Below are 26,274 nucleotides of genomic sequence, written 5' to 3'. Positions count from 1 at the left end.
ATATTAATCAGTTATTTCTCATCACTAAATATCTCAAGAAAAAGTAATAACAAAGAGTATTAGCTCTAATGAAAATGCTTTGAATACTGCATAAATCAGACTAATTAAGAATAAAAAATGTTCATTTGTGATTTTCTTTCCACAAATGTTAATCCCATGTTATCAAATAAATGCTAGTGTCTTGGTGTTATTTTTTGTCGCGAAATTAAACCACATCCATCTCCACGACTTAGAAATGGGACCAAACTATGGACAGCTACGTCACTGAAAACCTCAACAAGCGTATTGAAACTCGGCTACCGCGGCTAAACAAAGTGGTTTTTGTCATCAAAGGAGAAAAAGGAAAAGGTCTTGGGCACTGCTACCGTGCATGGACGATTGCGCAATCCTTACCCAGTTTCATTGAATCCAAGTTTGTACTGACTCCAAATAGCTCCCTTGGTTTATCCTTTTGCGAGCAAAAAAACATCTCACAATACCAACTAGCGGCAAGCGACGACGACTTATTGAACATCATCGCCCAAGCAAAGCCTGATCTGATTATTAATGATGTCCTCAATACATCCGAAGCGTATGTGAGTACGCTGAAAAAGCTCAACACTCCAATCATCAATTTTGAGGATCTCGGCACTGGTGGAGTACATGCAGACTGCGTCATTAATGCCGTCTATCCGAAAACCGGTCTGGGCCAAGAGCTGTCTGGCCATGATTATGTTGATATAAGAAAAGAGTTTTTTCTGCACCGGAAAATCAGCAACACCTTAAGCCCTTCGGTGCGTAGCATTCTGCTGACTTTTGGTGGCGAAGACCCAAGCAATCTAACCCAAAAAACCTTGGAAGTCATCGCCCACAACGACTACCTCTGCCAATTGAACTATATCATCGCTTTAGGCGGCTCTTATCAACAGCCAAAAGAAGTCATACGGTTCATACAGGAAAAATCACTTAACGCGGAAGTGTTTATCGGCCAGGACATCGCACCGCTGATGGCTCAGGTGGACATGGCGATTACCGCCAATTGCCGAACTGTCTTTGAAGCCGCTTTTATGCGCTTACCTACCGTGGTGATCTCGGCCAATGCGAGAGAGTGTCTTCATACCTTCTATCGAGATGCCCTTTTTCCATACTGCGGAAATGGCCAACTGGTGGATCATTCTGTTATTGAACGTCAGATCTTACGACTCGCCACCAACAATCAGCTAAGGCGCACTATCTCCAACCGACTCCAGACATTCGATCTGAGCAACGGCATGAACAGAATCATCAATCAAATTATCCAGCTGCTCAATCGCAGCTCTTCTATTTGCAACACCGAATATCAACACATTACAGAGAAAGCATTATGAATGAGCAACACACAACAACATTCCCCAAGTGGCCTGCATTTCACCCCGATTCTCTTCGAGATGTTATAGAGCCACTGAAGTCTGGTGAGGTCAATTACTGGACTGGAAACAAAGGGCGAGAATTCGAAGACGCCTTTGCGAAGTGGTGCGGCTCTGAGTTTGCCATCAGTTGCTCGTCTGGTACCTCTGCTCTACACACCATCATTAGTGCGATGGATATTGGCCCGGGCGATGAAATCATCGTGCCCTCTTACAGTTTTATCGCCTCTTCCTATGCGGTTTTACAGGCTGGTGCCATCCCGATTTTCTGTGATGTAAGCGCCGATCACACAATCAATCCGGACAAAATTGAAGCTTTGGTGACTAAGCGTACCCGCGCGATTATTGTCGTTCACTTGTATGGTGTGGTCTGCGATATGCAACCAATTATGGAAATCGCTGAACGCTATCAAATTAAGGTGATTGAAGATGCCGCGCAGTGCATTGGTGGCCAATATTACGGCCAGAAAGTCGGTACATTGGGTCATGCGGCGGCCTTTAGTTTTTGTCAAAGCAAGCATTTCACCACTGGCGGTGAAGGTGGAATGATTACCACCAATGATGAGAACCTAGCGTGGGAATGTCGCTCGTTTAGAGACCATGGTTTCGACGTTAAACACAAGCTGGCGTTACTGGAGATGGAAGAAAAGGAAAAATACATCCATCACCGTGTTGGCTACAACTATCGAATGACCGAAATTCAGTCGATTATCGGCCTCAACGAGTTGAAGCGTTTTGACGACTGGAACCTACTCAACCGACGCAAAAATGCCTTCATTTATCGCGAATGTTTATCTCAGTGCCAATACATTGAAAGCCTGCCGCTGGATACTCCAGACAGACAAAATGCTTACTGGCTATTCCCTATTGTTTTCGACCAGTCATTTGATGAGCAACGTACTGAGTCCGTCTACAAGAAGCTGGTCGAGAGAGGTATTCCAGTAACCAAAGTGCTGTGGCCTGAAGCATACCGTGAAAAAGCCTACACCGATTTGATTGGTTTCGGTAAAGCCAACTTCCCATTTCACTCAAGCGAATACACCGACCCTCAATCGGTTCAGTATGACAATCAGATATGCCCAATGGCGTATTCACTTTCTAAGCGCACACTCAACCTGCACCTCCACCCAACCTGGAATGCAGAGCACATTGAAAAATGCGCATCAACACTACTCGACGTATTGGCAGAAATTCACGGAGACAATCATGGAAAGTAAAAATGCCCGTTACTGGGATGAGAAGAGAGCGCAGCTTGCAGAACAAGGCTATACCGTGATCGAATCCGTTGTCCCGCAGGAGTTATGCCAGTCATCCATAGAAGCGATCTGCTCTTTTATGGAAGTTGATCTCAACAATAGAGACACCTGGTACAAACAGGACCCAATCAATGACACGGGTTCCGTCCCGATGCATCATCACCCAGCGTTTTGGCAGGTTCGTCAACATCCAGACGTTTATCAGGCCTTCGCTCAGCTTCTAAATGAAGAACAATTGTGGGTCACCATGGATCGCGCTTCTTTTAAACCACCGTGCCGTTATGACCTACCGCAATATGGCAATGATTCGAATCGAATGCATTGGGATTATGATTTCCGTCAAATGGATACTCCTGTCTACCAAGGGTTGATTTACCTGACCGATACAGAAAAGGAACAAGGTGCGTTTGGTGGTCTGCCACAAGTGTATCGCCAGATTATCGACAACACGTTCCACGATCCAAGCCTGTTTGATCAATTCACCATTAATGGATTGTATCTGGAGGATGTCTACCCTTTCACCGAGCAAGACGTCACGAAGATAGATGCCCCTGCTGGCAGTTTAGTCATCTTTGACAGCCGTTTACCGCATGGCAACGTTTGTACTCACCATCTCAACCCTCGCCTTGTTCAGTTTATTGCTATGTACAAAGCCGACAGCCAAGAGCACGTGCCCCCAGTGCTGTACCAATCACGAGAAGAGCGCGTGAATTGCTACCAAAACGCTCGTCCACCAGCGTGGCTACGTGGCTGGCGCGGTCAGCTCGATCCTGAACCCTTTACGCCACTCGAACTCACTCCTCTTGGCAGAAAATTGGTAGGACTAGAGTCATGGTAAAGCCAAGTCACTCAAGGCAGCCGAGTTGGTTGGCAGTTACTATGCCCGCTCTGTGCCTGTTCTTTGCGTTAGGCTTGAACATTGGCAGTTGGGCATCGCGACTCGCGGACCTGAAAATCGCCATGGGCATTACTGACATGGAGCTCGGTTTTTTCCTTCTCGCGACAAGTCTTGGTGCGATCTCCGCTTTTCCGCTCACCATCTGGCTACTGCGCCATGTAGGTGCGCGAAAAATGGCACTGCTACTAGGAAGTATTGCCGCTTGTTTGCTCCCTTTAATCATGAACAACACTTCCTATCACTTAGGTTTGGTTTTGATGTTTATTGAGGGCATATGCTGCGCAGGGCTTAATGCCGCGATTAACACTTACGGTAGTGACATCGAACGTAAACACGACATTAAATGCATGTCCCGCTTGCATGCTGTGTTCAGCTTAGGATTGGCGGCAGCGGCTTTGATTTCAATGGGTCTGATTCGCTTTGTTTCGTCCGAACTGATTGTTCATGGCGCCGTCATTTGTGTATCGCTTCTGACGTTGTTTGCCGTTGCATATCGAACCTCAGAACAGTGCAGCACTTCCGATTCAGACGACAAACAGCCTGAACCAAAACTGATCAACAAAACAACCTTAGTGCTTGGCATCATCGTCCTGAGTGCAACCATCATTGAGGGCTCAATGAATGATTGGAGCGCGATCTATCTCAAAGATGTGATTGACGTCAGCCCCTCACTCGCCCCTTCGGGTGTATTGGTGTTCTCCGCTGCGATGTTTATTGGCCGACTCTTTGCTGACAGCCTGCGCTCGCAATACAACGACGCCATCCTGATTGCCTTTGCCGGACTTATCGTCAGCTTTTCACTCGCAACAGGCGTGTGGCTGTCTGGGCTTTACGCTTCATGGATATCATTCGCTATTGTCGGCTTAACCGTCTCTTTGGTTTCACCCATCATTTACGCTTCAGCGGCTGCCATTGGCCCCGGGTGTTTATCGCTAATTTCCACCTTTGGTTCCATTGGCGGTTTAGCGGGTCCACCGACTATCGGTTTCATCGCCACGCATTTTGGCCTGACCAGCGGCATGTATTTCGTCGCCGTCAGCGGCTTAGTCATTGGTATTGCGGCCTTAAAGCTTGCCAAGCATCAGCACACACCTCAATACGCATCACTTTAGGAAAACAGCATGTTAATCAGTATCATCATTCCGACTTACAACTGCGCGAACCTTCTAGAGAAGACGCTCGAATCACTTTGCCAACAGTCATTACAAACCGAGTGCTTCGAAGTCATCGTTGCTGATGATGGCTCGTCAGATAATACCGAAGAGCTGGTCAAAAGCTTTTCTTCTCGGTTGAACATCGGTTACTGCTTTCAGCCCGATTTAGGATTCCGAGCGGCGAGCGCACGCAACCTTGGCAGCCAGCAAGCGGTTGGCGAATACCTATTTTATTTGGACAGCGGCGTAGTCCTAGAACGGCATGCACTGCAAATACATCTTGCCGAAATGGAAAGAAACCCAGATCACATCCAGATTGGATTCTGCCACGGTTTTGAAGAGCATTTCGTCGCAAACAATACCTTCTCTCAGTTACTCGATAGCAACGATTTCAACACGCTGTTCAACTCGTTAACGCAACATGACTCGAACTTGGATTGCCGACAGCGACTGCTCAATCAAATCGGACATATGAGAGGCTTCGACACTCATCCGTGGCTGTTTTTCTGGGGCGGACATCTATTTGGTAAAACTTCTGATTTTATTGAAGCCGGCGGTTTTGATGAGAACTTTACCCATTGGGGCGGCGAAGATGTCGAACTGGGACTGAGGCTATTTAACGCCGGACATAAGTTTACGCTTCTGTTGGATGCAAAGGCCTACCACATCCCACATCCAAAAGCAGAAACTGCCGGCTCAGAAGCAACACATAACAACTGCCATTACATCCACGATAAGCACCAGTTACCGATTACAGAACGTATGTTGGCGGAGAGTTGGGAAGACATCGTCAGGAGCGTTAGTTAATCAGGGCAATCAAACCCATGAGCCGCCCAAAACCTTCTTAACATTATCGGGCGTAAATCATTGCTATTGAGTGAAATCAGGAAGCGACCATGACAAGTGTATGTGATATTTCAAGCAGAGAGCCATTACAATCTGCGGCGATGTCTGCTGAAGGCGTTGCCAAACTAGACCTTAGAACCGGAGGACAGCAAGAGCCTATTATCGTAAAGCATTCGCCTACAATGAATGATCCTAGCCTGAACATCGCCGCTTTACTCGGGCGTGAGGCGATCACTTCAAACCAGCAGCTACTCGCAAAAAACATTACCGGCAAGAATGTCATGGTGACAGGCGCTGGCGGCTCGATTGGCTCGGAATTGTGCCGACAAGTGCTCAAGCAAAACCCCAAAAGCCTGATTCTGTTTGAGCTGAATGAATATAACCTCTATCAAATTGATCAAGAGTTAAGTGGCGGCGCGAAAAACAGCACAAGCACAGTAAAAATTATTCCAATACTGGGCTCAGTCCAAACCGAGCAACGCCTGATAGCGCTCATGAAAAACCACAAAGTGGATACCATCTACCACACCGCCGCTTATAAGCATGTTCCATTGGTCGAAGACAATATCATCGCAGGCATCCAGAATAATGTGTTTGGTACGTTATCGTGTGCTCAGGCCGCGATTGAGGCTAAGGTAGAAAACTTTACCCTTATCTCCACGGATAAGGCGGTCAGACCGACCAATATCATGGGCGCCAGTAAACGACTGGCTGAATTGGTTCTGCAAGCCTTAGCGGACAAAAAAACCGCGACTACCTTTACCATTGTCCGATTTGGCAATGTCCTTGGTTCATCGGGTTCGGTTGTTCCACTATTTAAAAAGCAGATCGAAGCAGGCGGCCCAATCACTATTACCCACCCAGAAATCGTCCGCTATTTCATGCTCACTCAAGAAGCAGCGGAACTAGTCATTCAAGCCAGCGCTATGGGCCACAATGGACAGGTGTTTGTGCTGGATATGGGCGAGCCGGTCAAGATCGTTGAGCTGGCACGTAAGATGATTCAATTATCGGGTAAGAAAGAAGGTTTACTGGGCAACACGCATCACGATGAAATTGCTATCCAGTTCATTGGTCTTCGTCCGGGCGAGAAACTGTATGAAGAGTTACTGATTGGCGGCAACGTAGAAGAAACCTGCCACCATAAAATCATGACGGCCATGGAAGAGAAGCTCAATTGGCAGGAGATGGCGTTAGTCTTAAACGAGCTTGAACGTAACTGCAACGAACATGATGTGGTCGCCATCAAGCAGACACTTCTGTCAGCACCAACGGGCTACCAAACCGCTAACGTTCACAAAGAAACCAGCGACGTTTGCTAACGAGGTAAAACGAACCGGAAACCTAAATGGGCTTCCGGTTGAATTTCTTATAGTGAAACGGTCTTTTTGCTACGCAGTGATTCCAGCGCCGCATCAGCCAGTCTGAGTGCATATTCGCCATCATCACCTGAACACTCAGGCTCAGCGCCATTGAGCACATCAACAAAGTGTTGCCATTCCGCGATGTAAGCCTCTTTGTATCGCTCTAGGAAGAAATGCATTGGCTTGGCTGATTGCCTGCCCTGCTCGCTAATCTGGCTGACCAAGTTTTCATTTTGGTTTGCCGCCTGAAGCATGCCAAACTCACCATGAAGCTCGATACGTTGATCATAACCATACCCTGAGCGGCGACTGTTCTGGATCGTTGCCATTGCACCGGAAGGAAATTCCAACACCAAAACACCAGTGTCGATATCACCCGCAGCTCCGATTTCTGGGTTCACTTTACAGCTGCCATGCGCTGTAATGGAAACAGGGTCTTCCCCAAGAATAAAACGCGCCATGTCTAAGTCGTGAATCGTCATGTCGCGGAACATGCCTCCAGACACCTTCACATAATCAGCGCCCGGTGGTTCTGGGTCACGAGACGTTATGGTCAGTGTCGCAGGCTCACCAATTGCTCCCTGATTCAATTTGTTTTTCAGTGTTCTGAATTGAGGATCGTAACGTCGGTTAAAACCGACTAGCATCGGAACTTGATGCTGCTTAACCACCGCTAAACAGTCTCTGACTCGGCTCAAATCAAGATCGATCGGTTTCTCACAGAAAATGGCTTTCCCTGCTTTTGCCGCCAGTTCGATCAAATCTGCGTGTGTATCCGTTGCAGAACAAATACACACCGCATCAATCTCACTGTCTTGCATGGCTTCTTCGATACTCTGTCGCTTAGCGCCATACTGCTGACACAGCATATTGGCATTAACGTCATAGGGGTCGATGACAGAAAACAAACGGGTTTCCGGGTGATTGGCAATGTTAACAGCATGCACTTGTCCAATCCGCCCTGCTCCAAACAGTGCGATATTAAACATTCTGTACTCCTTACAGATTAGGTAGGAAAGAGGCCCACTGGCATATCTCAGTGGGCATAAATGTGCGTGATTGGGGGTGACGCACTTTTCAGGAGCGCTTATGTACGCTCAAACTTTAGCGATATAAGTTCTTACTCAGGCTAATCACTCAGTATCTGAACTCTTTGCGTATTGTTCAGAATTGATCCAAGCGTGGTCTTTTTCCCATGTGAACAACCACTTTCGGGTTGGGCCCGCCATCACATTGAGGTAGTAGCTGTTATAGCCCGCCATTGTCGCTACTGGGTGGTAACCTTTTGGCACCATAACCACGTCTTTGTTATAAACCGCCATACACTCATCCAGCTCGCGATCATCGGTATACACGCGCTGCATACAGAACCCTTGCTCAGGATCGAGTCGGTGGTAGTAGGTTTCTTCGAGATAAGTTTCCTCAGGCTCTGCATCTTGATCGTGTTTATGACTCGGATACGAACTGGTGCAGCCTTCATCGGTGTACACCTCAACCACTAACAAGCTGTCTGCTTCTTTGTCATCAGGAAGAATATTGTGCACATAGCGCTGATTCTGTCCCTGACCGCGATGTTCCGCATCAATATCTTGCGGAGCGATCAAACGAGTTGGGTAATTCCCCTTCCCCGGCGCCTGACATACGGCCAGCTCTAGCTGTGTATTTGCCACAACCTGCACGGTTTCTTTTGGTGCCACATACACAGCGTAAGGTTTGGTTTTCTCAAACGGAGACATACGCTGACCGATGTTTTCAAAACTCTGGCTATCGGTAGAAATGGTCGCTTTGCCAGCGACCAATACCAGGCAGAGCTCATCCGCATTAGCATCCAGTTGTATCGAATCACCAGCGTTCAACTCGTAAACCTTAAAGCCAACGTATTGCCAGCCAGCCGATTGCGGCGTAATAGACTGCACAAGCCCTTGTGCGCCATCGGGCTGATATTTGGAAAGCAGATACGACATTGCGAGACACTCCATTCTTCACAAGAAAACGAATTTTCCATTACACTATCAAATGAAATGATTATTTCATCTATATTTTAGTTTGAAATATTCATTTTGTGGACTGAGTAACAAATAGCCAAACGTGGTTCAAATACTGAAACGACTAGCTCGTTAAAAGTAAGCCCTTCATACGCTCTAACATCGCCGACGCAACATCGTGATGATCATGCTCCCATAGCTGATCATTTAGGAACTCGCCGGAATAAAATCCGTCATAGCCAGTGGCACGAATAGCATCAAGATATTCCTCGAGCGGGATATCGCCATCACCAGGTAAATAACCACGCAGTAGCCTTTCGTCAGGCCATTCTTGATTAGGTTCAGGACGTTTGCCATCGGAAATGTGGACGTTATAAATCAGGGATGAATCCAGCGAGGCGAACTCTTCTGGTGATGCGCCACGGCAGGCCCAGAAATGCCAAGTATCGAGCACAAAACCAAAATTGTCTCTAGCCACCGCATCATGCAGTTTGAGGCAATCGCTGAGTTTAGCGATGGGTGTCCATGCCGCACCTTCGTATTGAAAGCGGATGCCAAAATCTCGGCCAATATCGGTAATAGAACGTATGTTTCGTGCCGTCAGTTGAATATTGTCTTCGACGCTAAGCCCGTTCAGCCCTTCAAAGGCGTTAAGCTGAATGGTTGGCGCACCAATATCGGCTGCAAACTGACACAAGGTTTCTGTCTCTTTCCACAATGTTTTCTGCTGGCTTTTGTCGGTTGTTTCAACACCACCAATAATATCAATCGCACTGGGCGTGATACCAAACTGGTCAAGGCGAGATTTAAACTGCTCAGCGGTAAATCCGGCATGAATATAACGCCAGAGTTTTTCCGTGTGGATTTCTAATCCCTGATATCCGGTTTCTTTGGCAAGGCGGATATCGGACAGGATGTTACTGTGCAACGAGCACATGCCATGAAGTGCAAAACGCATAAGAGCTCCTTATTGGGAGTCTGAAAGATTTTGGGCCACACAGAGGATAGTGACCCTTCGATTAAGTGAGAATTAACCGATTTCCCGACACATCAGGCTGACTGCCAGAGTTTGTGCCAGATACATGGAGCTACTGAGCGAGCGGAAGCCCATGACTTCCCCTTCCTTCACTTCAAAACAAACATCGTACTTGCTGCCATTTTCCGTCATTTGGTTGTCGGTAATAGCAACGATAGGCACCTGCTTCTCGTGCGCATTTTCCACCAATTCACTGGTTTCCGGCGCATAAGGCGTGAACGTGACACACAACAGGACATCTTTTTTGTTCATACGCTTTGTCAGAGGTTTCAGCATACCGCCATGATCATCGATTAAGACCACGTTATTGTCTGACTTCATCAGTGCGTACCAGAGATAGAATGCAACCGGATAAGCGCGGCGCATGCCTTGAATGTAGATGGTTTCTGCTTCATCAAGCAGAGAGACCGCTTTTTCGAGTTTTTGTGGAGAAACAGCTATTTGTAACTGCTCAATAGCTTCAACATTGGCATGGCCAAAGTCTTGGAACACTGCCGCTGGCGAGTCCGATGCCATATCATCGTGCTCACGAGCCTGTCGCACACGCTCTTTATAATCACGCGGGCGATTCAGGTATTGCTCGCGGAACAACGCCTGCATCTGGCTAAAGCCTGAGAAACCCATAGTATTGGCAAAACGGCTCAGAGTAGAGAGCGGCACGTTCGCTTGCTCGGCAATGGTCGCCATAGTTTCGACGGCCACCAGCATCGGCTGGGCCATCACAAAATCCGCTACCTGCTGTAAACGCTGGCTGAGCCTATCGTAGCGCTTTACCACGCGATCACGTAGTGTATCTAAATCCGCAGGAACCAATTCCAACTGGCTGTTTTCCACTGTCATACCCTGCACTTCTCCTCGAAAAGCTTTTCTAATTCAAATAATAACTGATTGGTGCACGACTGAATACATCAAGCTATCTATTCTGGAAATACTTTAAGCCAGAATTTCAAAATTTCGGATTGCTTCTTGTCTTACCGCAGGTATGACTTTCTGCATAAAGTACAAGCGATCGAACTTATCCGGCTCCTGATTGAGCAAGTCGCGCAGTCCATGACCAAATGCCTGCCTCAAGCAAGTGCCTATGTTAAATTTGGCGACGCGGCTCTGCTTAAGCTTGAGCATGTCCACTTCACGAATACCGCTGGTGCCGTGAATCACCAGTGGAATATCAACTTGCGCAGCAATTTGGTCAAGTAAGCCAAAATCTATCTCGCAGACAGGCTGAGTAAGGCGGTGAATATTACCGACCGATATCGCGACACAATCCGCTTCACTTTCTTCAGCAAATCGCTGAGCATCTTGCGGGCTGGTGTATATCGACTTAATGTGATCACGGCCTTCCTCATAAGGCACTGAACCGATTTCACCTTCAACACTCGCTCCCAAGGCATGAGCAACACGCGCGACATTACGCGTACGACGGATGTTCTCATCCAATGTTAATTGCGAGCCATCAAACATAACTGAGCTAAAGCCAGCTTTGAGTGCACGGAAAACAATCTCTTCCTCGTAAGTGTGGTCAAGATGCAAACAAACTGGTGCACTGCTTTGCTTAGCGAGATTGAGAAACATAGATGCTGCGGTTTCAACACCGTAAAAATCCACCACGTCTTTGTTACACGCCAGAATGACCGAGCGATTGGTTTCCTCAGTGGCTTCAACAACCGCTTTGGCGTCTTCATAACCAAAAACGTTAAAACAAGGAACAGCAAAATCCCCTGCCGCCGCTTCCGGCAGCAAATCCTTTAAATTAACCAGCATAAAAGCTCCCTATTTGAATTTGGCGATCATGTCCTTGATGCCCGGAATGGTTTCAACCTGATACTCATGATGCGGATCAAAGTGTTGAATCAGAGACTTAGATGTCTTACCCACGATGATCGTGAAGTAATACATTTCGTACCCAGGGGCAGCAACACTCGGGTGATAGCCTTTGTCTATCGCTATGACAGAGCCAGTACGCACGTGGTAAACCGGGCCAAAGTCATCCTCATGTTCATATAGAAACTGAGCACCGAATCCGAAGTCCGGATTAAAGCGGAACTGATACACCTCTTCATAAAGGGTTTCTTTGCTGCCATCTTCTTTAACGCGGTCTTCATCGTGTTTATGTGGGGGGAAACCCGACCAACCACCAGCGCCAACCGTAAACAACTCACTCACCAGTAGGCGACCACGCTTGTCCGCATTGCTCTGCCCTAGTACGTGCTTGATCTTACGATGTGTTTTTGTATCGTCGGACCCGTATTGAACGATGTCGACATCGTTTTGACGGACACAGAAAGGAGACAGTGTCTCTTCAAATCGGCCACCTGCGATCATAATATCTGCATGATCACTGACACACTCAAGTTTGGCTGTCATACCCACAGGCACGTAGACGGATTCAGGGTTACCTGTCCAGACGGATTCACGCTGACCAATATTGTCGAAAGCGTGCGTTTGCCCGTTTTGTTCAGTGACAGTGACACTACAAGTGCCTCCAGCCAGAACGACAACCGTTTCGTAGTCGTCTAACATGTAATCGAACGTTTCACCCTGAGCAAGGCGAACGTGATTGAAATAACACAACGGCGTAGTGTCATCATTGACATCGATAATCGCTTCATTGTGGTTATCGAAAGGTGGAATATGCTTTCCCATTGTTCTTCCTTTAATACTGACTGACCAAAAGAAAGCCGGGCCACGATGGTAGGTAGTCGGTGATCATTATTGATCACACTGGCCCGGCAAGACCTAAGACGCTAGTGGCATTCCGACACTTAACGTTGTTCTCTGGTCTCAATAAAATTAAACAGCGCTTCTCTGGTTGGCATGGCTTCCGTACAGCTGGTGCCACTGACATTGATCGCTGCAGCCGCAGAACCATGTTTGACCGCTTGTTCCAGCTCACCGCCGTTGACCAGTGTCCAGATGACACCGCCAGCGAAAGAGTCACCCGAACCAAATGGCTTGGTCACTTCGACTGGGAAAATCCCTTGCTCGAAGTAACGGCCATCGCGGCCATAGACTTTTGAGCCGAGTTCTCCGGCTTTGATGATGACCACCTGAGTTGAGCCCGTCAGGAACCGCTGCGCGGTTGCGTCATCATCTTTATTACCCGGTGCGACAACGGTTTCCATCATGTCGAACTCTTCACGGTTACCAATCACGATGTCTGACAGTTGAGATGCAATACCAAAATAGATAGAAGCATCGACGTCTGTGCGCCATGAATATGGGCGGTAATCTACATCCAGTACCACCAAGGTGCCGCTGGATCTTGCATACTGCATTGCGAGCAACGTCGCCTCTCGGCTCGGGCTTTGTGCCAACGCCGTTCCTGTGACAATCAACACCTTAGAACTGGCAATATAGTCAGCGTCAATTTGCTCTGGTTTGAGCGTCAGATCCGACGCGTTGTTACGATAAATCAGCACGTCGCAGTCGGAAGGTTTCATCTCGGTGAATGCAACTGAAGTCCGTGAGCCAGAATCATCCGTCATCATGCCGTTCAGATTGATCCCCAAACCACTCATATAGTGTTTGACGTAATCACCAAACGAGTCTTTGGCCACACAGCCAATGAAACCGACTTTGCCTCCGAGCTTGTTTACCGCAACCGCAATGTTAGCTGCAGAGCCACCCACGAACTTGTTGAATCCAGAAATATCCTGAATATCAGTATTCAGCTCGCGCGCGTAGAGATCCACACCAGCTCGTCCCAGCACGATGGCATCGAGTTGACGATCGTGTTCGATAGCAATCTTGGTCATACCGTTCCCTCTCTGTGATCTCTGGACTATTTGTAGTCAACCCAAGTGGCACTCTGGTCAGCGGATTCAACACACTTCTCACACAGACGAACACCTTCGATACCCGCATCAATGCCCGGATACCACAGGTTTGCCAGAGTTTCCTGATCATCGTTATTCGCCGCCTGAAACGCGAGAGCAAAACGGTGGTAAAGGTTCGCCCAAGACTCGAAGTAACCTTCCGCATGACCACCGCCAATGCGGTTCGAGGCCACGCCCTCTGCGTCGTTATGCAGGTAACCCATACCACGGTCTAATAGACGTGGTGGCTCACCCTGAATTTCATACTTAAGCTGGTTTGGATGTTCATCCCACCACTCAATGGATGCTTTTTCGCCAACGATGCGAATCTTCTGCTGATGCATAGCCCCCGAGTTAACTGCAGACGCCCACAATGTACCTACTGCACCGCCTTCAAATTCCATCATTACATGAGCGTTATCTTCCAGAGGAGCACGTGATTCGATGAAGCTTTGGCGCATACAAGCCAGACGTTTGACCTCCAGTCCTGTGATCATTTCACACAGGTAAAAAGCGTGGGTACCAATGTCACCAATCACGTAGGTAGGGCCCGAGACTTCAGGGCTAACACGCCACTTTAAGCCAGGGTCATTCTTTTCATGCTCAATGTTGTGGAAACCATGCGCAAAGGTCATGTTTACAACACGTATCTCACCCAAATCACCACGTTGAACCATCTCACGCGCCTGCTGGACCATAGGGAAGCCCGTATAGCCGTACATAACTCCAAGTACGCGGTTGTTCTGCGCTGCGATGGTTTTCAGTTCTTCGGCTTCAGCCACAGTAAAGGTGATAGGTTTTTCGCACACCACGTGCAGATTGGCTTCCAGCGCCGCTTTACAGATCTCGTAATGAGTCGAATTCGGCGTTGCGATTGATACCGCCTGAATACCATCCTCTCTCTGCGCTTCGGCGGCAAACATCTCTTTATAGCTTGAGTAGCAACGATCGCTATCCAGACCTAAATTGGTGCCGAAATCACGACAACGCTCGGCATCCAAATCGAATGCACCCGCAACTAACTTAAATAAGCCATCGCGCTGCGCAGCATTACGGTGAGAATAACCAATCTGGCTACCACGCCCGCCACCGACCATTGCCCAGCGAATAGGTTGTTCAAATCGACGCTCTTCATTAAACATGTTTCAATTCCTTCTTAACGCCACACTTTTCAGTGCGGCTTAACAATGCACTAATAACTTTTTAGACGCCACGACGTTGATTGACTCGGCCTTCTTCCCACTCCGCCACAATGCTGGCGGTCTCTTCGCTGCGAGTTACTTCTGGTAGTCCAACTTCCCACCAACAGTCGCATTTAGACCAAGTTGCAGGAGAGATAGGATCGATATCGACCACAATGACGTAGGTGCGATCCGCTTCTTTAGCGCGCTGGAACGCAGCATCAAACTCAGTAATGTCGGTCAGTTTCTCGCTGATCGCGCCTTGCGCTTCCGCATGCTTAGCGAAGTCCACACGTGCCAGCTCACCATCAGGGCGTCGACAATCTTCCAGTAAGTTATTGAATGACTGGTTACCTGTGTTGGTTTGCAGTTTATTGATCACAGCGAATCCGCCGTTGTCACACACAACCACAATCATCTTGTGACCCGTCAGAACGGACGAGTAGATATCTGAGTTCTGGATTAGGTAGGAGCCATCACCGACAAGCACGACTACGTCGTTGTCTGGATTTGCGACTTTCGCACCCCAGCCCCCTGCGATTTCGTATCCCATGCAAGAGAAACCAAATTCAATGTCAAACTTGCCAATCTGGTAGTTCTGCCAGTTCATAGCCAGCTCAGCAGGTAAACCTCCTGCCGCAGTCAGAACGGTGTCACCGGGTTGCATGGATTTGTTGAGCTTGCCAATCACTTCTGCATAAGAAGACATGCCTGGTAGCAAGTCGCCTTCTTGAGGGTTAGTACGGCGTTGAACGACCGCTTTCCACTCGTCGGCTTGCGCTTTAGCCGTCGACGCCCAGTCATCACTACTGCGCCAGTCTCCCAGCAGTTGTGACAGCTGCGCCATGCCACGTTGCGCATCACATTTTACCGCCAGTGCTCGATGCTTAATCGCATCAAAACGGGCGACATTCATCGCGATAAGCTTCATGTCTGGATTACGGAAAACGCTCCACGACCCGGTAGTAAAATCTTGAAGACGCGTACCGATTGCCAGCACCACATCAGCATGTGCAGCCATGTAGTTGGCTGAATCTGAACCGGTCACGCCGATTGGACCAGCGTTCAGTGGGTTGTCCTGCAGCATAGTTGCGCGGCCTGCTATCGTCTCAACAACCGGAATATTATGCTTTTCAGCGAACGCTTTTAGCTCATCGGTTGCCAGTGAGTAGTGAACGCCACCGCCAGAAATAATCAGCGGCTTCTCCGCCTTCATCAGCGCAGCCTTTGCGTCCTCTAAATCTGCTAACTCAGGCTCAGGACGGCGGATACGGTGGATTTTTTCTTCAAAGAACACTTCAGGGAAATCGTACGCTACTCCCTGAATATCTTGAGGTAAGCTTAGGAATGCTGGGCCACACGTTTCCGGATCTAACATAGTGTCGATCGCTTGCGGCAGAGTATGAATCAACTGCGAAGGTGATACGATTCGATCCCAGTAACGAGTTAACGGTTTGAAAGCGTCATTACAGGTGATGGATGGGTCATAAAAGTTTTCTGGCTGCTGTAAAACAGGGTCTGGCAGACGACTGACATACGCGTCTCCTGAGATAAGTAGAACTGGCAGACGGTTAGTATGGGCTATCCCTGCTGCTGTCACCATATTGGTTGCTCCTGGGCCAATAGATGACGTTGCAATACCGATGCGGCGGCGCTGATTAGCCTTGGCGTAGGCAATAGCCGCTGTTGCCATCGACTGCTCATTCTGGCCGCGCCAAGTAGGAATTTTGTCTTCAATATTCTTTAGCTGCTGACCAAAGCAAGTCACATTACCGTGGCCAAAAATGGCAAATGCACAACCAAACAACTGCTCGACTTTACCGTCAACTTCAATTTTCTGTGCAGCCAGATATTGTGCCAGTGCTTCTGCTACCGTAAGACGTATGGTTTTCATTATTGTCTGTCCTTAGTTTTGTCCCTAAGCCTCGTTAAGCCACTCGTTTGAGGCTCAGGGGCGACCTTTAATTCACATTGATATTTGATGCGCATTTAAGCAAAGCGTCCCTACTTTACGCGTGCTTCCTGCATGACGTTGTTAGCCGTTATAAACCGTATTTTTCTGCATAACCTGAGATATTTTCGTAGGCGGTTTTTGCAAATGTGAGCGGATGTGCTTTGGCTGGATCTTGTTCAGCTTCCACCAGCAACCAGCCTTCATAGTTGCGCGCTTTGAGGGCAGCAAAGACATCGTCATAATTAACATCACCTGTACCTGGGACGGTAAAGACGCCATCAAGCACAGCATTGAGGAAAGATTTATCGGCGTCACGAGCCGTTTTCATCACGCCAAGACGCAAATCTTTAAAGTGCATATGGCCAATGCGATGTCCCCAACGCTCAATCATGGTAACTGGATTGCCTCCGCCATAAGTCACATGTCCGGTGTCTAACGTTAGGAATACTTCCGGCCCCGTCAGCTCCATCAGTAGGTTGATGTCATCTTCCGTTTCACAGATAGTGCCAACATGATGGTGGAAGGACAGCTTGATATCGTGCTCTTCTAAAAGATACTTCGCCACTTTGGTCAGCTTTTCACCGTACGTTTTCCATTCTTCCATGCTGAGGATGACACGCTGTGAGAGCGGAGTATCGATATCGCCATGAACACTGTTGCTCACTTCTCCATACACCATCGCTTTACAACCAGCGGCTTTAAGCAAGCGAATGTGCTGTTGCATAGCATCGATTTCTTCATCCGCTGTAAGCGTCATTAGGTTACCGCTGTACCACCCTGATGCGAGAACCAAATTATGCTTCTCTAAAAGTGGGATCAGCACTTCTGGCTCTCGCGGGTACTTTGTTCCCAGCTCCGTACCGGTAAAGCCCGCTTGCGCCATTTCACTCAAACATGTTTCCAATGGGATTTCTCCCCCCAACTCAGGCATATCATCGTTGGTCCAGGTCAGTGGGCTAATTCCGTATTGCACCTTACTCATGTTTGTACTCCAAAGATTTAAGTTTTCGAAAAACGGATTGAATCAGAGCGCTAAAGCGGTGTTTTTTGAAAAATGCTTTTCATCTCTCGTTCAATCGCACCAATTCGTTGAGTTGCTGCTTACTATAAAACAACACTCATGATATGAAAAATATTTTTCAAACAATAAAAAACCTTTACAAACTGCTGAAAAAACCTGCTAACAGTAATCACAACAAGGCCTCAGACATAAAATTGACCTCGCTCACATTTGAATATAAATACAATATAATCAAATACTTAAAATCAAACACGACCATTGAAAAATATTTTCCACAATTTGATTTGTGTAACAGTTTTCCGGAAAACACGTCAACTGCACTTCCCGAACAACTTTTGAACGACTAGGATAAAAAACCGAAACAATGAAAAATTCTTATCATTAACAAACCCAACATAGCTGCAACATTTTAATAAGTCGTCAAAGACACTCAGCAGCCAACTGGAATTGCCATTACGTGAACAAACATCCAAACCCAGCTCACACTGTTCGATGGTAGAGCGAGAGACGGGTTCTCATATAAAGGAGTAGAGAAACATGTCATCGAGTCATTCGACGGATAAGAGTCAACGAAACTTTGCCTACATTATTAAAATCTGCTGTGTCGCCGCGTTAGGTGGGATCCTTTTCGGTTACGACACTGCGGTCATATCTGGTGCCATTGGGCCCATTACAAATTACTTTGGCCTAACACCTGCGCAAACAGGCTGGGCGGTTTCCAGCGTGGTACTAGGCAGTATTGTTGGCGCGGTCAGTGCAGGCTGGTTCTCTCTCAAATATGGCCGTCGTAAAACTTTATTCTTGGCCGCTATATTGTTTGCTATATCAGCCGTTGGCTCAGCACTCGCCCCTACTTTCACTTTCTATACCGTATTAAGAATTGTTGGCGGCGTCGCAGTTGGTTTGGCCGCCGTTGTCTCTCCCATGTACATGTCTGAAGTCGCACCAAAGGATTTTCGCGGCCGTGCAGTGAGTATGTTTCAACAATCCGTTGTTGTCGGCCAAACAGTGGTGTTCTACGTCAACTTTGTGATTGCCAAAGGCATGACAGAAATGTGGCTTCAGGATCTGGGTTGGCGCTGGATGCTGGGTTCAGAGATCATTCCCGCAATCATATTTGGCGCTCTACTTTTCACCATTCCAGAATCCCCACGCTGGTTAGTGCTAAAAGGTCAGAAAGACAGAGCAAAACAGGTCCTTACCCGCATTTCTGATGCAGAACATGCGCAGCGCGTAATCAATGAAATTGAAGACTCTTTGATGGCGAGTCGTGTGGTGAAGAAAAGCCAGGTGAGCCTTAAGTCTCCCCTCATGCTGTCAATCGTTGCTGTAGGTACCTTTGTTGCCGCGGCGCAGCAGTTCACTGGGATCAACGTCATCATGTACTACACCCCTGAGATCTTAAAACCCATTGTTGGCGGCACAGAAAACGCACTATTCCAAACCACCTTTATTGGCTTAGTGTTTATTCTCGGCAATGCACTCGGTATGTACCTGATCGATAAAGTGGGAAGATTACCGTTAATGAAATGGGGTACGCTTGGCTGCGCGCTCAGCATGACTTATGTCGGTTTTGTGGTTTACAACCAATCTGAAGGTTACTCTGCGCTGTTTGCTCTTTGCTTGTATGTGGTCTCTTATGCGACCTCGTGGGGCTGTGCGTGCTGGACGATGATTTCAGAGATTTTCCCGAATAGTATCCGCTCAAGAGCAATGGCGATCGCCGTCGGCGCTCAGTGGTGTGCAGGCTTTGTCGTCACGCAATCATTCCCAATGCTCAATGAAAATGCCTTCCTCAGAGAGCAGTTTAATGGCGGGTTCAGCTTCTGGTTATTTGCTGCTCTCTCTATGATCTGCATGTATTTTGTGGTCAGATATGTACCAGAAACCAAAGGTGTTGCGCTGGAAAAAATGGAAGAAGTGATGGCTCAGAAGCTTGGCAAAGCCAAACCCTCCACCAATCAACAGGAAAGCGCACACGTATAAAAATAATGGAAATACCGCGAGCACTCAGGTGCTCGCTTTGGCACATAAGGAAGTCGCATGCTGGATAAAATGGCCTTTTTTGTATACGTAATCCGCACCGGATCCATCTCCGCTGCATCGCGTCATTTTAATCTCAGTGTTTCCGCTGGCAGTCGCTGGTTGCAAGAACTCGAAAATCATTTTGGCGTGCCACTTTGCCACCGCTCCAACCGACTTCTTACCGCAACACAGGCAGGCCAGACTCTATTCGATGAGTTTTCACCACTGGTCGATAACGCTGAGCGCATCAGCCGTAAGTTGGAAGACTTTCAGGCCAGCGACAAAGGCCATATCAATATTGCCGTTACACCCGTTTACGCCAATCATTTTCTGATCGATAAAATCGCCGACTACATGACTGAAAACCCAGACGTAACTTTCAATTTGAATGTCACTCCCTGGGCTTTAGATCATGCCAGTGAGTGTGATTTGATGATCAGCGCCAATGCCTCATTTCAGGGGTATCGTGAAAAAGACCTGCTGCTTGTAAAGCGTGAAGTGATGCAATGCCCATTTATCGTTGTCGCTTCACCGGATTACCTACAGCGCCACGGTGAACCTCAGCACCCTCAGGACCTCACTCAACATCATTGCTTGTTCGCAAGGACATTAACCGGCAGTAACGACTGGATATTTCGACAAGACGCGGAAACCTTACAAATGAAGGTTCCGAAAAGTGTCGAAGTCAACGACAGCGATCTTCTCTTGAAAGCGGCGCTCAAAAGTACCGGAATCGCCTATCTTCCCCAGTTTGTTGTCGAAGAAGCAATATCAAACAAGTCTTTAGTTCCTTTAATGGAAGATTACGAAACCAGTATCTGGAGCCTTAATCTCTACTATCATCCTCCCCAAAAAGCCTCACCACTCGTGACTCGCTTCAAAGATTTCCTGCTCAGGAGTATAGACTCCTCCCTATAAGGCTTAAGTAAGCGTTATAGCTCACCCTAAAAACATTCATATCAGTAGGATGTTTTTTGTACAGCCTCGCGTTTTAATCCTCCTGATAACAAAAAAGAGAAGGAATACACATGAACGCGAGACAAAAAGCTCAACAAGACTTCGACCTCAGTGGCGAGCCGCTTATCGTTGGCGACAAAAGCCGTTGCCCATTGCCACCTGAAATACTTATCGAGCTGACCTATGAGTCACCCTATGTAGTTAAGATTGTTGACTCAGGCCTAACCGCTGAGGTCTTCCACCTGCGTATCAACGGCCGCGACTACAACATGAAAAAACGCCGCCCAGCCGCTAAGGTGAAAAACTTAGATGGCCAGTATTCATTTTTGAATGAAGTCCAACGCAGGCAGCGTTTCCAACAATTACGTGAAGACCCGGCCACATCCGCTTTGTTTCAGAATATAGTACCCACTTTGTACGCCGACTATCTCCTTGGGTTTATGATTTCACCTTGGATAGAAGGCGAACATGTGCAGATGCTCACTCCGTTGATCATCAAGCAATTGTTCAATACTCTGGAAGCGTGTGAGCAGCATGGTCTGATGGAGTGGGACTTGTGCAGTGGCAATCTGCTGGTGGATAAAGTAGGCAAGCTATGGCTATTCGATTTTGGTTATATGTACCCGTTTGATCCACTCTCTGAACTCAACAGCAATGGATTGAGCGACCCGCTTTTCCACTTTGTAGAACGCTTTGAGACGCGTTTTTTCTTTGGCTGGTTACTAGAACAAAATCTTAGCTCGGCACATCAGTTATCTCTTTATGAAAGCGTCAAGCAACTCGGGCTTGAAAGCTACCAGCGAAAGATTCAGTGGCTAACCTCGAAGGCTGCTTTACCCGAAGTTATTACTCACTTTCAAACCATTGCTCAGCGATGGAAAGCAGCATTGGATAACGAACAAGCGCTCAGTCAACAGTTCAAGCTTGAAGCGTTTCGCTCTTACGTTTTGGATATTGAAGATGATTTGCACGGCCAATCTTGTACACCAGCAACACTGAAAAAAATCGATGTTGTGCAAAAAGAAATCGAGCATGGTTATGAGTATCTGGCTGAACATGGCGGCCTGTTTTATGGTAACGCCGATAAAAGCCAACAAGAGTTATTGGAAGATTACGCGAAAAAGTACCAGCTTGCGCTTAACTACCAGATAAAATAACCGGTGAATACCTTGCCCCATCGACTTAATAGTGATGGGGCTGTTTATCCAAGGATTCCATCCCAACACAGTTTTACACCTGACAAAAACAGGAACAGATAGCACAGCTGATAAATTCTTTGTTGGCTGACTCTGTGGAGTAAGAATACCCCCAGCTTAACCCCGACTGGCGCTATTGGAATCAGCACTAAGGCGGTCAACAAATTCGTCTTATCAAACTCGCCTAATGCGGCGTAAGGGATCAACTTGAAAAGATTAATAATCGCAAAAAGCACCGCCATTGTTGCAATAAGGCGTACCTTTTCTAACTGTAAGGGCAGAAGATAAATGCTTGCTGGCCCACCTCCGGCGTGAATCGCCGTGCTGGAGAAGCCACTCAATGAACTCCAGAACCAAGCACTGACTTTACCCGGTGTTTCATTTGACGAACGGCCACCCAACCAGTGTTGCAAACAAAAGCCAAGCGACAGTAACCCAATGGTCAATTTCAAGCCGGTTTCAGGCGTCACACTGAGAAATACCCACGCCAAACCAACACCCAGAATAGCGCCAGGCAACATTGTCTTAAGTACGGCATAGTCGGCATTTCGGTAGTGCTGTTTAACCGCAAACGCATCCATAACCACCAAAATAGGCAGCAATATTGCCGCTGCTTGGGTGGGTGAAATCACCAAGGCCATTAAAGGCACGGCGATAATACCTAAAGCGCCGCCTAGCCCACCCTTGCCAATCCCGTAGATCAATACTGCGGGAATCGCCGTGGCGTAAAACCATGGGTCAGTCACTAGCGTCATTCCAATACTCCGGTGTCGGTGGCGATACAGGTTTCAACAGCAGAAATAGACATAGAAATGCTCTTATCTCATTAATTTTCAATACATTAATGAGTAAGTCACCAATCAACAGTGAACTGTTCCACATTGTTGTTTTGCATATTTGCAAAGTCGCTTTGAATTCCTGGGGATAACACCTTGGCGATGGCTTTCCATAGACTATAGCCATCGAATTCAGGCAAAAGGATTGAGAAATGAAACGTGTCTTTATCGTCGCAGCTAAGCGTACACCGATTGGAAGCTTTAATGGATCGTTAGCACCACTGTCAGCGGTTGAGCTCGGCGCACATGCTATCCAAAGCGCCATTGCACAAGCGAATCTCTCCGCCGAATTGGTTGACGAAGTCATCATGGGTAATGTACTGACCGCTGGGACAGGCATGGGGCCAGGAAGACAAACGGCCATCAAAGCTGGCATCCCAGAGTCTGTCCCTGCTTACACCATCAATATGATTTGCGGCAGCGGCCTGAAAGCGGTGATGGATGGCGCCAGCCATATTCGTGCTGGCGATGCAGAAGTGGTGATCGCAGGCGGTATGGAAAGCATGTCTAACGCAGCGTTTATTACCAGCGGACAGATTCGCAGAGGCTACCGCATGGGCCACCAAACCCTCGAAGACTCAATCATCAAGGATGGCCTGACCGATGCGTTTCATCACTATCACATGGGTATTACGGCGGAAAACGTGGCTAAACACCTCGACATCAGCCGCGAAGCACAGGATGAATTTGCCCTGTCTAGCCAAAACAAAGCGGCGGCAGCGATTGAACAAGGTCACTTTAAGGCTGAGATAGAACCCATCACAGTGATTCAACGTCGTGTTCAGACTGAAGTCTCTCAAGACGAATATCCAAAAGCTAATGCGACAATAGAAGGCCTAGCGAAATTAAGAGCCGCTTTCGACCCAGAAGGGACGGTAACCGCAGGCAACGCTTCAGGAATCAACGATGGTGCTTCGGCTGTCATTCTTGTTAACCAAGAAACACTAGAACGTTATAACCTCAAACCGTTAGCTGAGATTGTCGAATATGGTCAGGGTGCGTTGAAACCTGAAGTCATGGGTCTTGGCCCAGTCACCGCAATCAATAATACCCTCGAAAAAGCACAGCTTAGCCTGAGTGACATCGATGTATTCGAACTCAATGAAGCCTTCGCTGCTCAAGCATTAGGGGTAATAAAAGAGCTTAGCCACCAGCACAACGTCGAGCCGCAATGGCTTCTCAACAACAGCAACCTAAGTGGCGGTGCAATTGCTTTAGGTCACCCCATCGGAGCTTCTGGTAACCGAATTCTCACTACTCTTGTCTATCAACTAGAAAGAAACAACAAGCAAATGGGTTTGGCCTCACTGTGTATCGGCGGCGGTATGGGCGCGGCAGTGATCTTAAAACGTTGTGAGGAACAATAATATGAAGAAACGTATTTCAGCCGATCAGATAGGCCAGCACTTGCGCGATGGCATGACGATTATGATCGGCGGCTTTATGGGTACAGGTGCGCCTGAAAAACTCATCGATCTACTGATTGAAAATGATATTCGTGATATTACCTTGATCAGCACAGATACGGCCTTGCCAGGTGTTGGCACCAGTCGCCTGATTGCCGAGCAGCGCGTATCCAAACTGTACGCGTCTCACATTGGGCTCAACCCTGAAACTGGTCGCCAGATGAACGATGGCGTACTCGATGTTGAATTGGTTCCTCAAGGTACGCTAGCAGAAAGAATCCGTTGCGGAGGCGCTGGTCTGGGTGGCGTTTTGACACCAACGGGATTGGGAACTCTTGTTGCAGAAAGTAAGCAGCTTATCGAAGTGGATGGCCAGCAGTTCCTACTTGAAAAGCCCCTCAAAGCTGACCTTGCCCTGATTCGCGGCTCAAAAGTCGACCTCAGAGGTAATGTTTTCTACAGCAAAACAACCCAAAACTTTAACCCCTTAATGGCAACTGCCGCTGAGTGCGTGATTGTCGAAGCTGAACAATTGGTCGAGATTGGGGACATTCAGCCAGAAGCCGTTCATACCCCGAGCTTGTATGTCGATCATATTTTTGTGGGAGAAGCCTGATGAGTAACAACGAAAAGCACCTTATCCGTAAACGTATTGCCTCCCGTGTTGCTCAAGAGCTGAAAGACGGTGATATCGTTAACCTTGGCATAGGTTTGCCGACTCTGGTTGCTAACGAAGTCGACAAAGACATCGAAATCTTGATGCAAGCAGAGAACGGCCTACTGGGTATTGATGAGCTAGCCGATGAAAATAATCAGGACCCAGACTTAGTCAACGCTGGAGCACAACCGATCACCGCTATCGAAGGCGCGTGCTATTTCAATAGTGCTGACTCCTTCGCCATTATCCGAGGCGGACACGTTGATGCGACAGTGCTGGGCGCACTTCAGGTGGATCAACAAGGTAATCTGGCTAACTGGATTATTCCGGGAAAAATGGTTCCGGGAATGGGTGGCGCAATGGATTTGGTTGTCGGCGCGAAAAAGGTCATTGTGGCAATGGAGCACACTGCAAAAGGCAAGCCCAAGCTTTTGAAGCACTGTACCCTGCCGCTCACGGCGATGAATCAGGTCAATTTGATTGTGACCGAGCTAGGCGTCTTTACCATCACACCACAAGGTATTGAAATCATTGAGATAGCCCCAGACACTGACCTGGATTATGTGCAGTCAGTCACAGCAGCCGAGCTAATCGTCTCTCCTAACCTCAAAGCCATGCCTTGCTAAACGATCAAAAACGGGAATAGCACTTCCATGCTACTCCCGTTCGCTCTCTTTTGAATCTCGGCGAGATCAGAACTTAATATTCATACCTGCAAAGACCACATCGGATTCAAAATCATCAGCCAGAACAAACTTTCTGTACTCTAGGTTCAGGCCAACAGTACTAAAAAAAATCAGTTCAGTACCCGCTCCATAGTATGGATGTAATCCCGTGTGAGAATCGGTTCGTTCCGTTCCACCTGAAGGCGTATACGTTTTCTCAACATCAGAATAATTCGCGCCACCAACAACATAGAGATTGAGGAAAGAGACAGGCGATACGCCTGCTTTCAAGCCCGCAAAACCAGTAGAGTATTTCACTTCTTGCTTGGTCGTCCCCAAAACGGTTGTGACGATGTTGCTTGTCATACCATCAACCGCGGCATAACCGACTTCCGCAGCGAAGTTCGGGTGGAATTGATACGCGTAATCAATTTTTCCCGCAAAACCCGAGTCACTCCAGTCATTAGGACCATCTGTACCGCCGCCCCCAATTCCAAAGCCGATTTGATGATTCCCCGCGAACGCCGTTGAAGACAGCAATAATGGCAAGAGTAAAAGCGCTTTTTTCATAGTTGAGTATTCACCATAGACACTAAACAGAGCTGGAAAATACGACAACCTTTCAATAAGTTATAT

23 protein-coding genes and 1 pseudogene are annotated in these 26,274 nt (G+C 47.8%); 12 read left to right on the top strand and 12 right to left on the bottom strand.

The genetic code is table 11. The features are described from left to right. The first annotated feature begins 248 nt into the window (after positions 1-248). From QMA41_RS00380 to QMA41_RS00355, 6 genes and pseudogenes are all read left to right on the top strand, one after another. Complete coding sequence (locus QMA41_RS00380) at positions 249-1,346, top strand: acetylneuraminate cytidylyltransferase (RefSeq protein WP_281628525.1); 1,098 nt, start codon at positions 249-251, stop codon at positions 1,344-1,346. Continuing rightward, complete coding sequence (locus QMA41_RS00375; RefSeq protein ID WP_281628524.1) at positions 1,343-2,602, top strand: DegT/DnrJ/EryC1/StrS family aminotransferase; 1,260 nt, start codon at positions 1,343-1,345, stop codon at positions 2,600-2,602. Before QMA41_RS00380 ends, QMA41_RS00375 begins: the two co-directional genes overlap by 4 nt. After that, entirely contained in the window at positions 2,592-3,479 is an 888-nt protein-coding gene (locus tag QMA41_RS00370; protein ID WP_281628523.1) for a phytanoyl-CoA dioxygenase family protein, read from the top strand. The genes QMA41_RS00375 and QMA41_RS00370 overlap by 11 nt, the downstream gene beginning before the upstream one ends. Continuing rightward, complete coding sequence (locus QMA41_RS00365) at positions 3,473-4,651, top strand: MFS transporter (protein ID WP_281628522.1); 1,179 nt, start codon at positions 3,473-3,475, stop codon at positions 4,649-4,651. Before QMA41_RS00370 ends, QMA41_RS00365 begins: the two co-directional genes overlap by 7 nt. 9 nt (positions 4,652-4,660) lie before the next feature. Then, positions 4,661-5,500 carry a glycosyltransferase gene (locus tag QMA41_RS00360; RefSeq protein WP_281628521.1) on the top strand — a complete coding sequence of 280 codons (840 nt, stop codon included), beginning with the start codon at positions 4,661-4,663 and terminating at the stop codon, positions 5,498-5,500. A gap of 236 nt (positions 5,501-5,736) precedes the next feature. Further along, positions 5,737-6,861, top strand: a pseudogene (locus tag QMA41_RS00355) (nucleoside-diphosphate sugar epimerase/dehydratase); the annotation flags it as partial. Between the two features lie 47 nt (positions 6,862-6,908). On the opposite strand, the gene iolG reads toward QMA41_RS00355, so the two are convergent. The 10 genes from iolG to iolE all read right to left on the bottom strand — a co-directional run bounded on the left by iolG (position 6,909) and on the right by iolE (position 17,856). Continuing rightward, positions 6,909-7,892 carry an inositol 2-dehydrogenase gene (gene iolG, locus QMA41_RS00350; RefSeq protein ID WP_281628520.1) on the bottom strand — a complete coding sequence of 328 codons (984 nt, stop codon included), beginning with the start codon at positions 7,890-7,892 and terminating at the stop codon, positions 6,909-6,911. Positions 7,893-8,036: 144 nt separating this feature from the next. Continuing rightward, on the bottom strand, positions 8,037-8,867 hold the full coding sequence (iolB, locus tag QMA41_RS00345) for a 5-deoxy-glucuronate isomerase (protein WP_281628519.1): 831 nt from the start codon (positions 8,865-8,867) through the stop codon (positions 8,037-8,039). 145 nt (positions 8,868-9,012) lie between these two features. Further along, entirely contained in the window at positions 9,013-9,846 is an 834-nt protein-coding gene (locus QMA41_RS00340) for a sugar phosphate isomerase/epimerase family protein (protein ID WP_172846818.1), read from the bottom strand. Between the two features lie 72 nt (positions 9,847-9,918). Beyond that, positions 9,919-10,764 (bottom strand): MurR/RpiR family transcriptional regulator, encoded by an 846-nt coding sequence (locus tag QMA41_RS00335; RefSeq protein WP_006962640.1) that lies wholly within the window; start codon positions 10,762-10,764, stop codon positions 9,919-9,921. A gap of 93 nt (positions 10,765-10,857) precedes the next feature. Beyond that, positions 10,858-11,685 carry a class II fructose-bisphosphate aldolase gene (locus QMA41_RS00330; protein ID WP_006962641.1) on the bottom strand — a complete coding sequence of 276 codons (828 nt, stop codon included), beginning with the start codon at positions 11,683-11,685 and terminating at the stop codon, positions 10,858-10,860. A gap of 9 nt (positions 11,686-11,694) precedes the next feature. Further along, positions 11,695-12,567, bottom strand: coding sequence for a 5-deoxy-glucuronate isomerase (locus QMA41_RS00325; RefSeq protein ID WP_006962643.1), 873 nt, complete (start codon positions 12,565-12,567; stop codon positions 11,695-11,697). A 119-nt stretch (positions 12,568-12,686) separates the two neighbouring features. Further along, on the bottom strand, positions 12,687-13,679 hold the full coding sequence (gene iolC, locus QMA41_RS00320; protein WP_065741587.1) for a 5-dehydro-2-deoxygluconokinase: 993 nt from the start codon (positions 13,677-13,679) through the stop codon (positions 12,687-12,689). A 26-nt stretch (positions 13,680-13,705) separates the two neighbouring features. Further along, the gene (locus QMA41_RS00315; RefSeq protein ID WP_281628518.1) at positions 13,706-14,881 is read right to left on the bottom strand and encodes a Gfo/Idh/MocA family oxidoreductase; all 1,176 of its coding nucleotides are present in this window, start codon (positions 14,879-14,881) and stop codon (positions 13,706-13,708) included. A 61-nt stretch (positions 14,882-14,942) separates the two neighbouring features. Continuing rightward, entirely contained in the window at positions 14,943-16,814 is a 1,872-nt protein-coding gene (iolD, locus tag QMA41_RS00310; RefSeq protein WP_006962649.1) for a 3D-(3,5/4)-trihydroxycyclohexane-1,2-dione acylhydrolase (decyclizing), read from the bottom strand. 148 nt (positions 16,815-16,962) lie between these two features. Further along, a complete protein-coding gene (gene iolE, locus QMA41_RS00305) occupies positions 16,963-17,856 on the bottom strand; it encodes a myo-inosose-2 dehydratase (protein ID WP_006962651.1) in 894 nt (297 codons plus the stop codon). Positions 17,857-18,432: 576 nt separating this feature from the next. Here iolE and QMA41_RS00300 point away from each other — a divergent pair. The 3 genes from QMA41_RS00300 to QMA41_RS00290 all read left to right on the top strand — a co-directional run bounded on the left by QMA41_RS00300 (position 18,433) and on the right by QMA41_RS00290 (position 22,034). After that, positions 18,433-19,881, top strand: a complete 1,449-nt coding sequence (locus QMA41_RS00300) for a sugar porter family MFS transporter (protein WP_281628517.1) — start codon at positions 18,433-18,435, stop codon at positions 19,879-19,881. A gap of 57 nt (positions 19,882-19,938) precedes the next feature. After that, positions 19,939-20,838, top strand: coding sequence for a LysR family transcriptional regulator (locus tag QMA41_RS00295; RefSeq protein ID WP_281628516.1), 900 nt, complete (start codon positions 19,939-19,941; stop codon positions 20,836-20,838). A gap of 110 nt (positions 20,839-20,948) precedes the next feature. Then, positions 20,949-22,034 carry an AarF/UbiB family protein gene (locus tag QMA41_RS00290; RefSeq protein WP_281628515.1) on the top strand — a complete coding sequence of 362 codons (1,086 nt, stop codon included), beginning with the start codon at positions 20,949-20,951 and terminating at the stop codon, positions 22,032-22,034. Between the two features lie 44 nt (positions 22,035-22,078). Here the strand turns inward: QMA41_RS00290 and QMA41_RS00285 are convergent, their stop codons facing one another. Then, a complete protein-coding gene (locus QMA41_RS00285) occupies positions 22,079-22,828 on the bottom strand; it encodes a sulfite exporter TauE/SafE family protein (protein ID WP_281628514.1) in 750 nt (249 codons plus the stop codon). A 233-nt stretch (positions 22,829-23,061) separates the two neighbouring features. Between QMA41_RS00285 and QMA41_RS00280 the strand changes: the two genes are divergently transcribed. Genes QMA41_RS00280 through QMA41_RS00270 form a run of 3 tightly spaced genes read left to right on the top strand, consistent with a single transcriptional unit; the run spans position 23,062 to position 25,599 of the window. After that, entirely contained in the window at positions 23,062-24,276 is a 1,215-nt protein-coding gene (locus QMA41_RS00280) for an acetyl-CoA C-acetyltransferase (RefSeq protein WP_281628513.1), read from the top strand. A 1-nt stretch (position 24,277) separates the two neighbouring features. After that, positions 24,278-24,931, top strand: a complete 654-nt coding sequence (locus QMA41_RS00275; RefSeq protein WP_095560362.1) for a CoA transferase subunit A — start codon at positions 24,278-24,280, stop codon at positions 24,929-24,931. Continuing rightward, positions 24,928-25,599, top strand: a complete 672-nt coding sequence (locus QMA41_RS00270) for a 3-oxoacid CoA-transferase subunit B (RefSeq protein ID WP_045984834.1) — start codon at positions 24,928-24,930, stop codon at positions 25,597-25,599. Before QMA41_RS00275 ends, QMA41_RS00270 begins: the two co-directional genes overlap by 4 nt. A gap of 66 nt (positions 25,600-25,665) precedes the next feature. On the opposite strand, the gene QMA41_RS00265 is transcribed toward QMA41_RS00270, so the two are convergent. Then, entirely contained in the window at positions 25,666-26,208 is a 543-nt protein-coding gene (locus QMA41_RS00265) for an outer membrane beta-barrel protein (protein WP_095664801.1), read from the bottom strand. Positions 26,209-26,274: the final 66 nt, after the last annotated feature.

Origin of the sequence: Vibrio sp. St2 (genome assembly GCF_947311885.1) — a bacterium.
GTDB lineage: Bacteria > Pseudomonadota > Gammaproteobacteria > Enterobacterales > Vibrionaceae > Vibrio > Vibrio coralliilyticus.
Note: the sequence above shows the minus strand (reverse complement) of the source record. Positions and strands in the feature narration are given on the sequence as shown.

Bases quoted from the DNA above. Each gene is read 5' to 3' on its own strand.
- QMA41_RS00370 (WP_281628523.1), top strand. From the start codon at position 2,592: ATGGAAAGTAAAAATGCCCGTTACTGGGATGAGAAGAGAGCGCAGCTT.
- QMA41_RS00300 (WP_281628517.1), top strand. From the start codon at position 18,433: ATGTCATCGAGTCATTCGACGGATAAGAGTCAACGAAACTTTGCCTAC.
- QMA41_RS00290 (WP_281628515.1), top strand. From the start codon at position 20,949: ATGAACGCGAGACAAAAAGCTCAACAAGACTTCGACCTCAGTGGCGAG.
- QMA41_RS00325 (WP_006962643.1), bottom strand. From the start codon at position 12,567: ATGGGAAAGCATATTCCACCTTTCGATAACCACAATGAAGCGATTATC.
- iolC (WP_065741587.1), bottom strand. From the start codon at position 13,679: ATGACCAAGATTGCTATCGAACACGATCGTCAACTCGATGCCATCGTG.
- QMA41_RS00265 (WP_095664801.1), bottom strand. From the start codon at position 26,208: ATGAAAAAAGCGCTTTTACTCTTGCCATTATTGCTGTCTTCAACGGCG.
- QMA41_RS00340 (WP_172846818.1), bottom strand. From the start codon at position 9,846: ATGCGTTTTGCACTTCATGGCATGTGCTCGTTGCACAGTAACATCCTG.
- QMA41_RS00280 (WP_281628513.1), top strand. From the start codon at position 23,062: ATGAAACGTGTCTTTATCGTCGCAGCTAAGCGTACACCGATTGGAAGC.
- QMA41_RS00360 (WP_281628521.1), top strand. From the start codon at position 4,661: ATGTTAATCAGTATCATCATTCCGACTTACAACTGCGCGAACCTTCTA.
- QMA41_RS00365 (WP_281628522.1), top strand. From the start codon at position 3,473: ATGGTAAAGCCAAGTCACTCAAGGCAGCCGAGTTGGTTGGCAGTTACT.
- QMA41_RS00285 (WP_281628514.1), bottom strand. From the start codon at position 22,828: ATGACGCTAGTGACTGACCCATGGTTTTACGCCACGGCGATTCCCGCA.
- QMA41_RS00315 (WP_281628518.1), bottom strand. From the start codon at position 14,881: ATGTTTAATGAAGAGCGTCGATTTGAACAACCTATTCGCTGGGCAATG.
- iolG (WP_281628520.1), bottom strand. From the start codon at position 7,892: ATGTTTAATATCGCACTGTTTGGAGCAGGGCGGATTGGACAAGTGCAT.
- QMA41_RS00275 (WP_095560362.1), top strand. From the start codon at position 24,278: ATGAAGAAACGTATTTCAGCCGATCAGATAGGCCAGCACTTGCGCGAT.
- QMA41_RS00335 (WP_006962640.1), bottom strand. From the start codon at position 10,764: ATGACAGTGGAAAACAGCCAGTTGGAATTGGTTCCTGCGGATTTAGAT.
- QMA41_RS00330 (WP_006962641.1), bottom strand. From the start codon at position 11,685: ATGCTGGTTAATTTAAAGGATTTGCTGCCGGAAGCGGCGGCAGGGGAT.
- iolE (WP_006962651.1), bottom strand. From the start codon at position 17,856: ATGAGTAAGGTGCAATACGGAATTAGCCCACTGACCTGGACCAACGAT.
- iolB (WP_281628519.1), bottom strand. From the start codon at position 8,867: ATGTCGTATCTGCTTTCCAAATATCAGCCCGATGGCGCACAAGGGCTT.
- QMA41_RS00295 (WP_281628516.1), top strand. From the start codon at position 19,939: ATGCTGGATAAAATGGCCTTTTTTGTATACGTAATCCGCACCGGATCC.
- QMA41_RS00375 (WP_281628524.1), top strand. From the start codon at position 1,343: ATGAATGAGCAACACACAACAACATTCCCCAAGTGGCCTGCATTTCAC.
- QMA41_RS00380 (WP_281628525.1), top strand. From the start codon at position 249: ATGGACAGCTACGTCACTGAAAACCTCAACAAGCGTATTGAAACTCGG.
- iolD (WP_006962649.1), bottom strand. From the start codon at position 16,814: ATGAAAACCATACGTCTTACGGTAGCAGAAGCACTGGCACAATATCTG.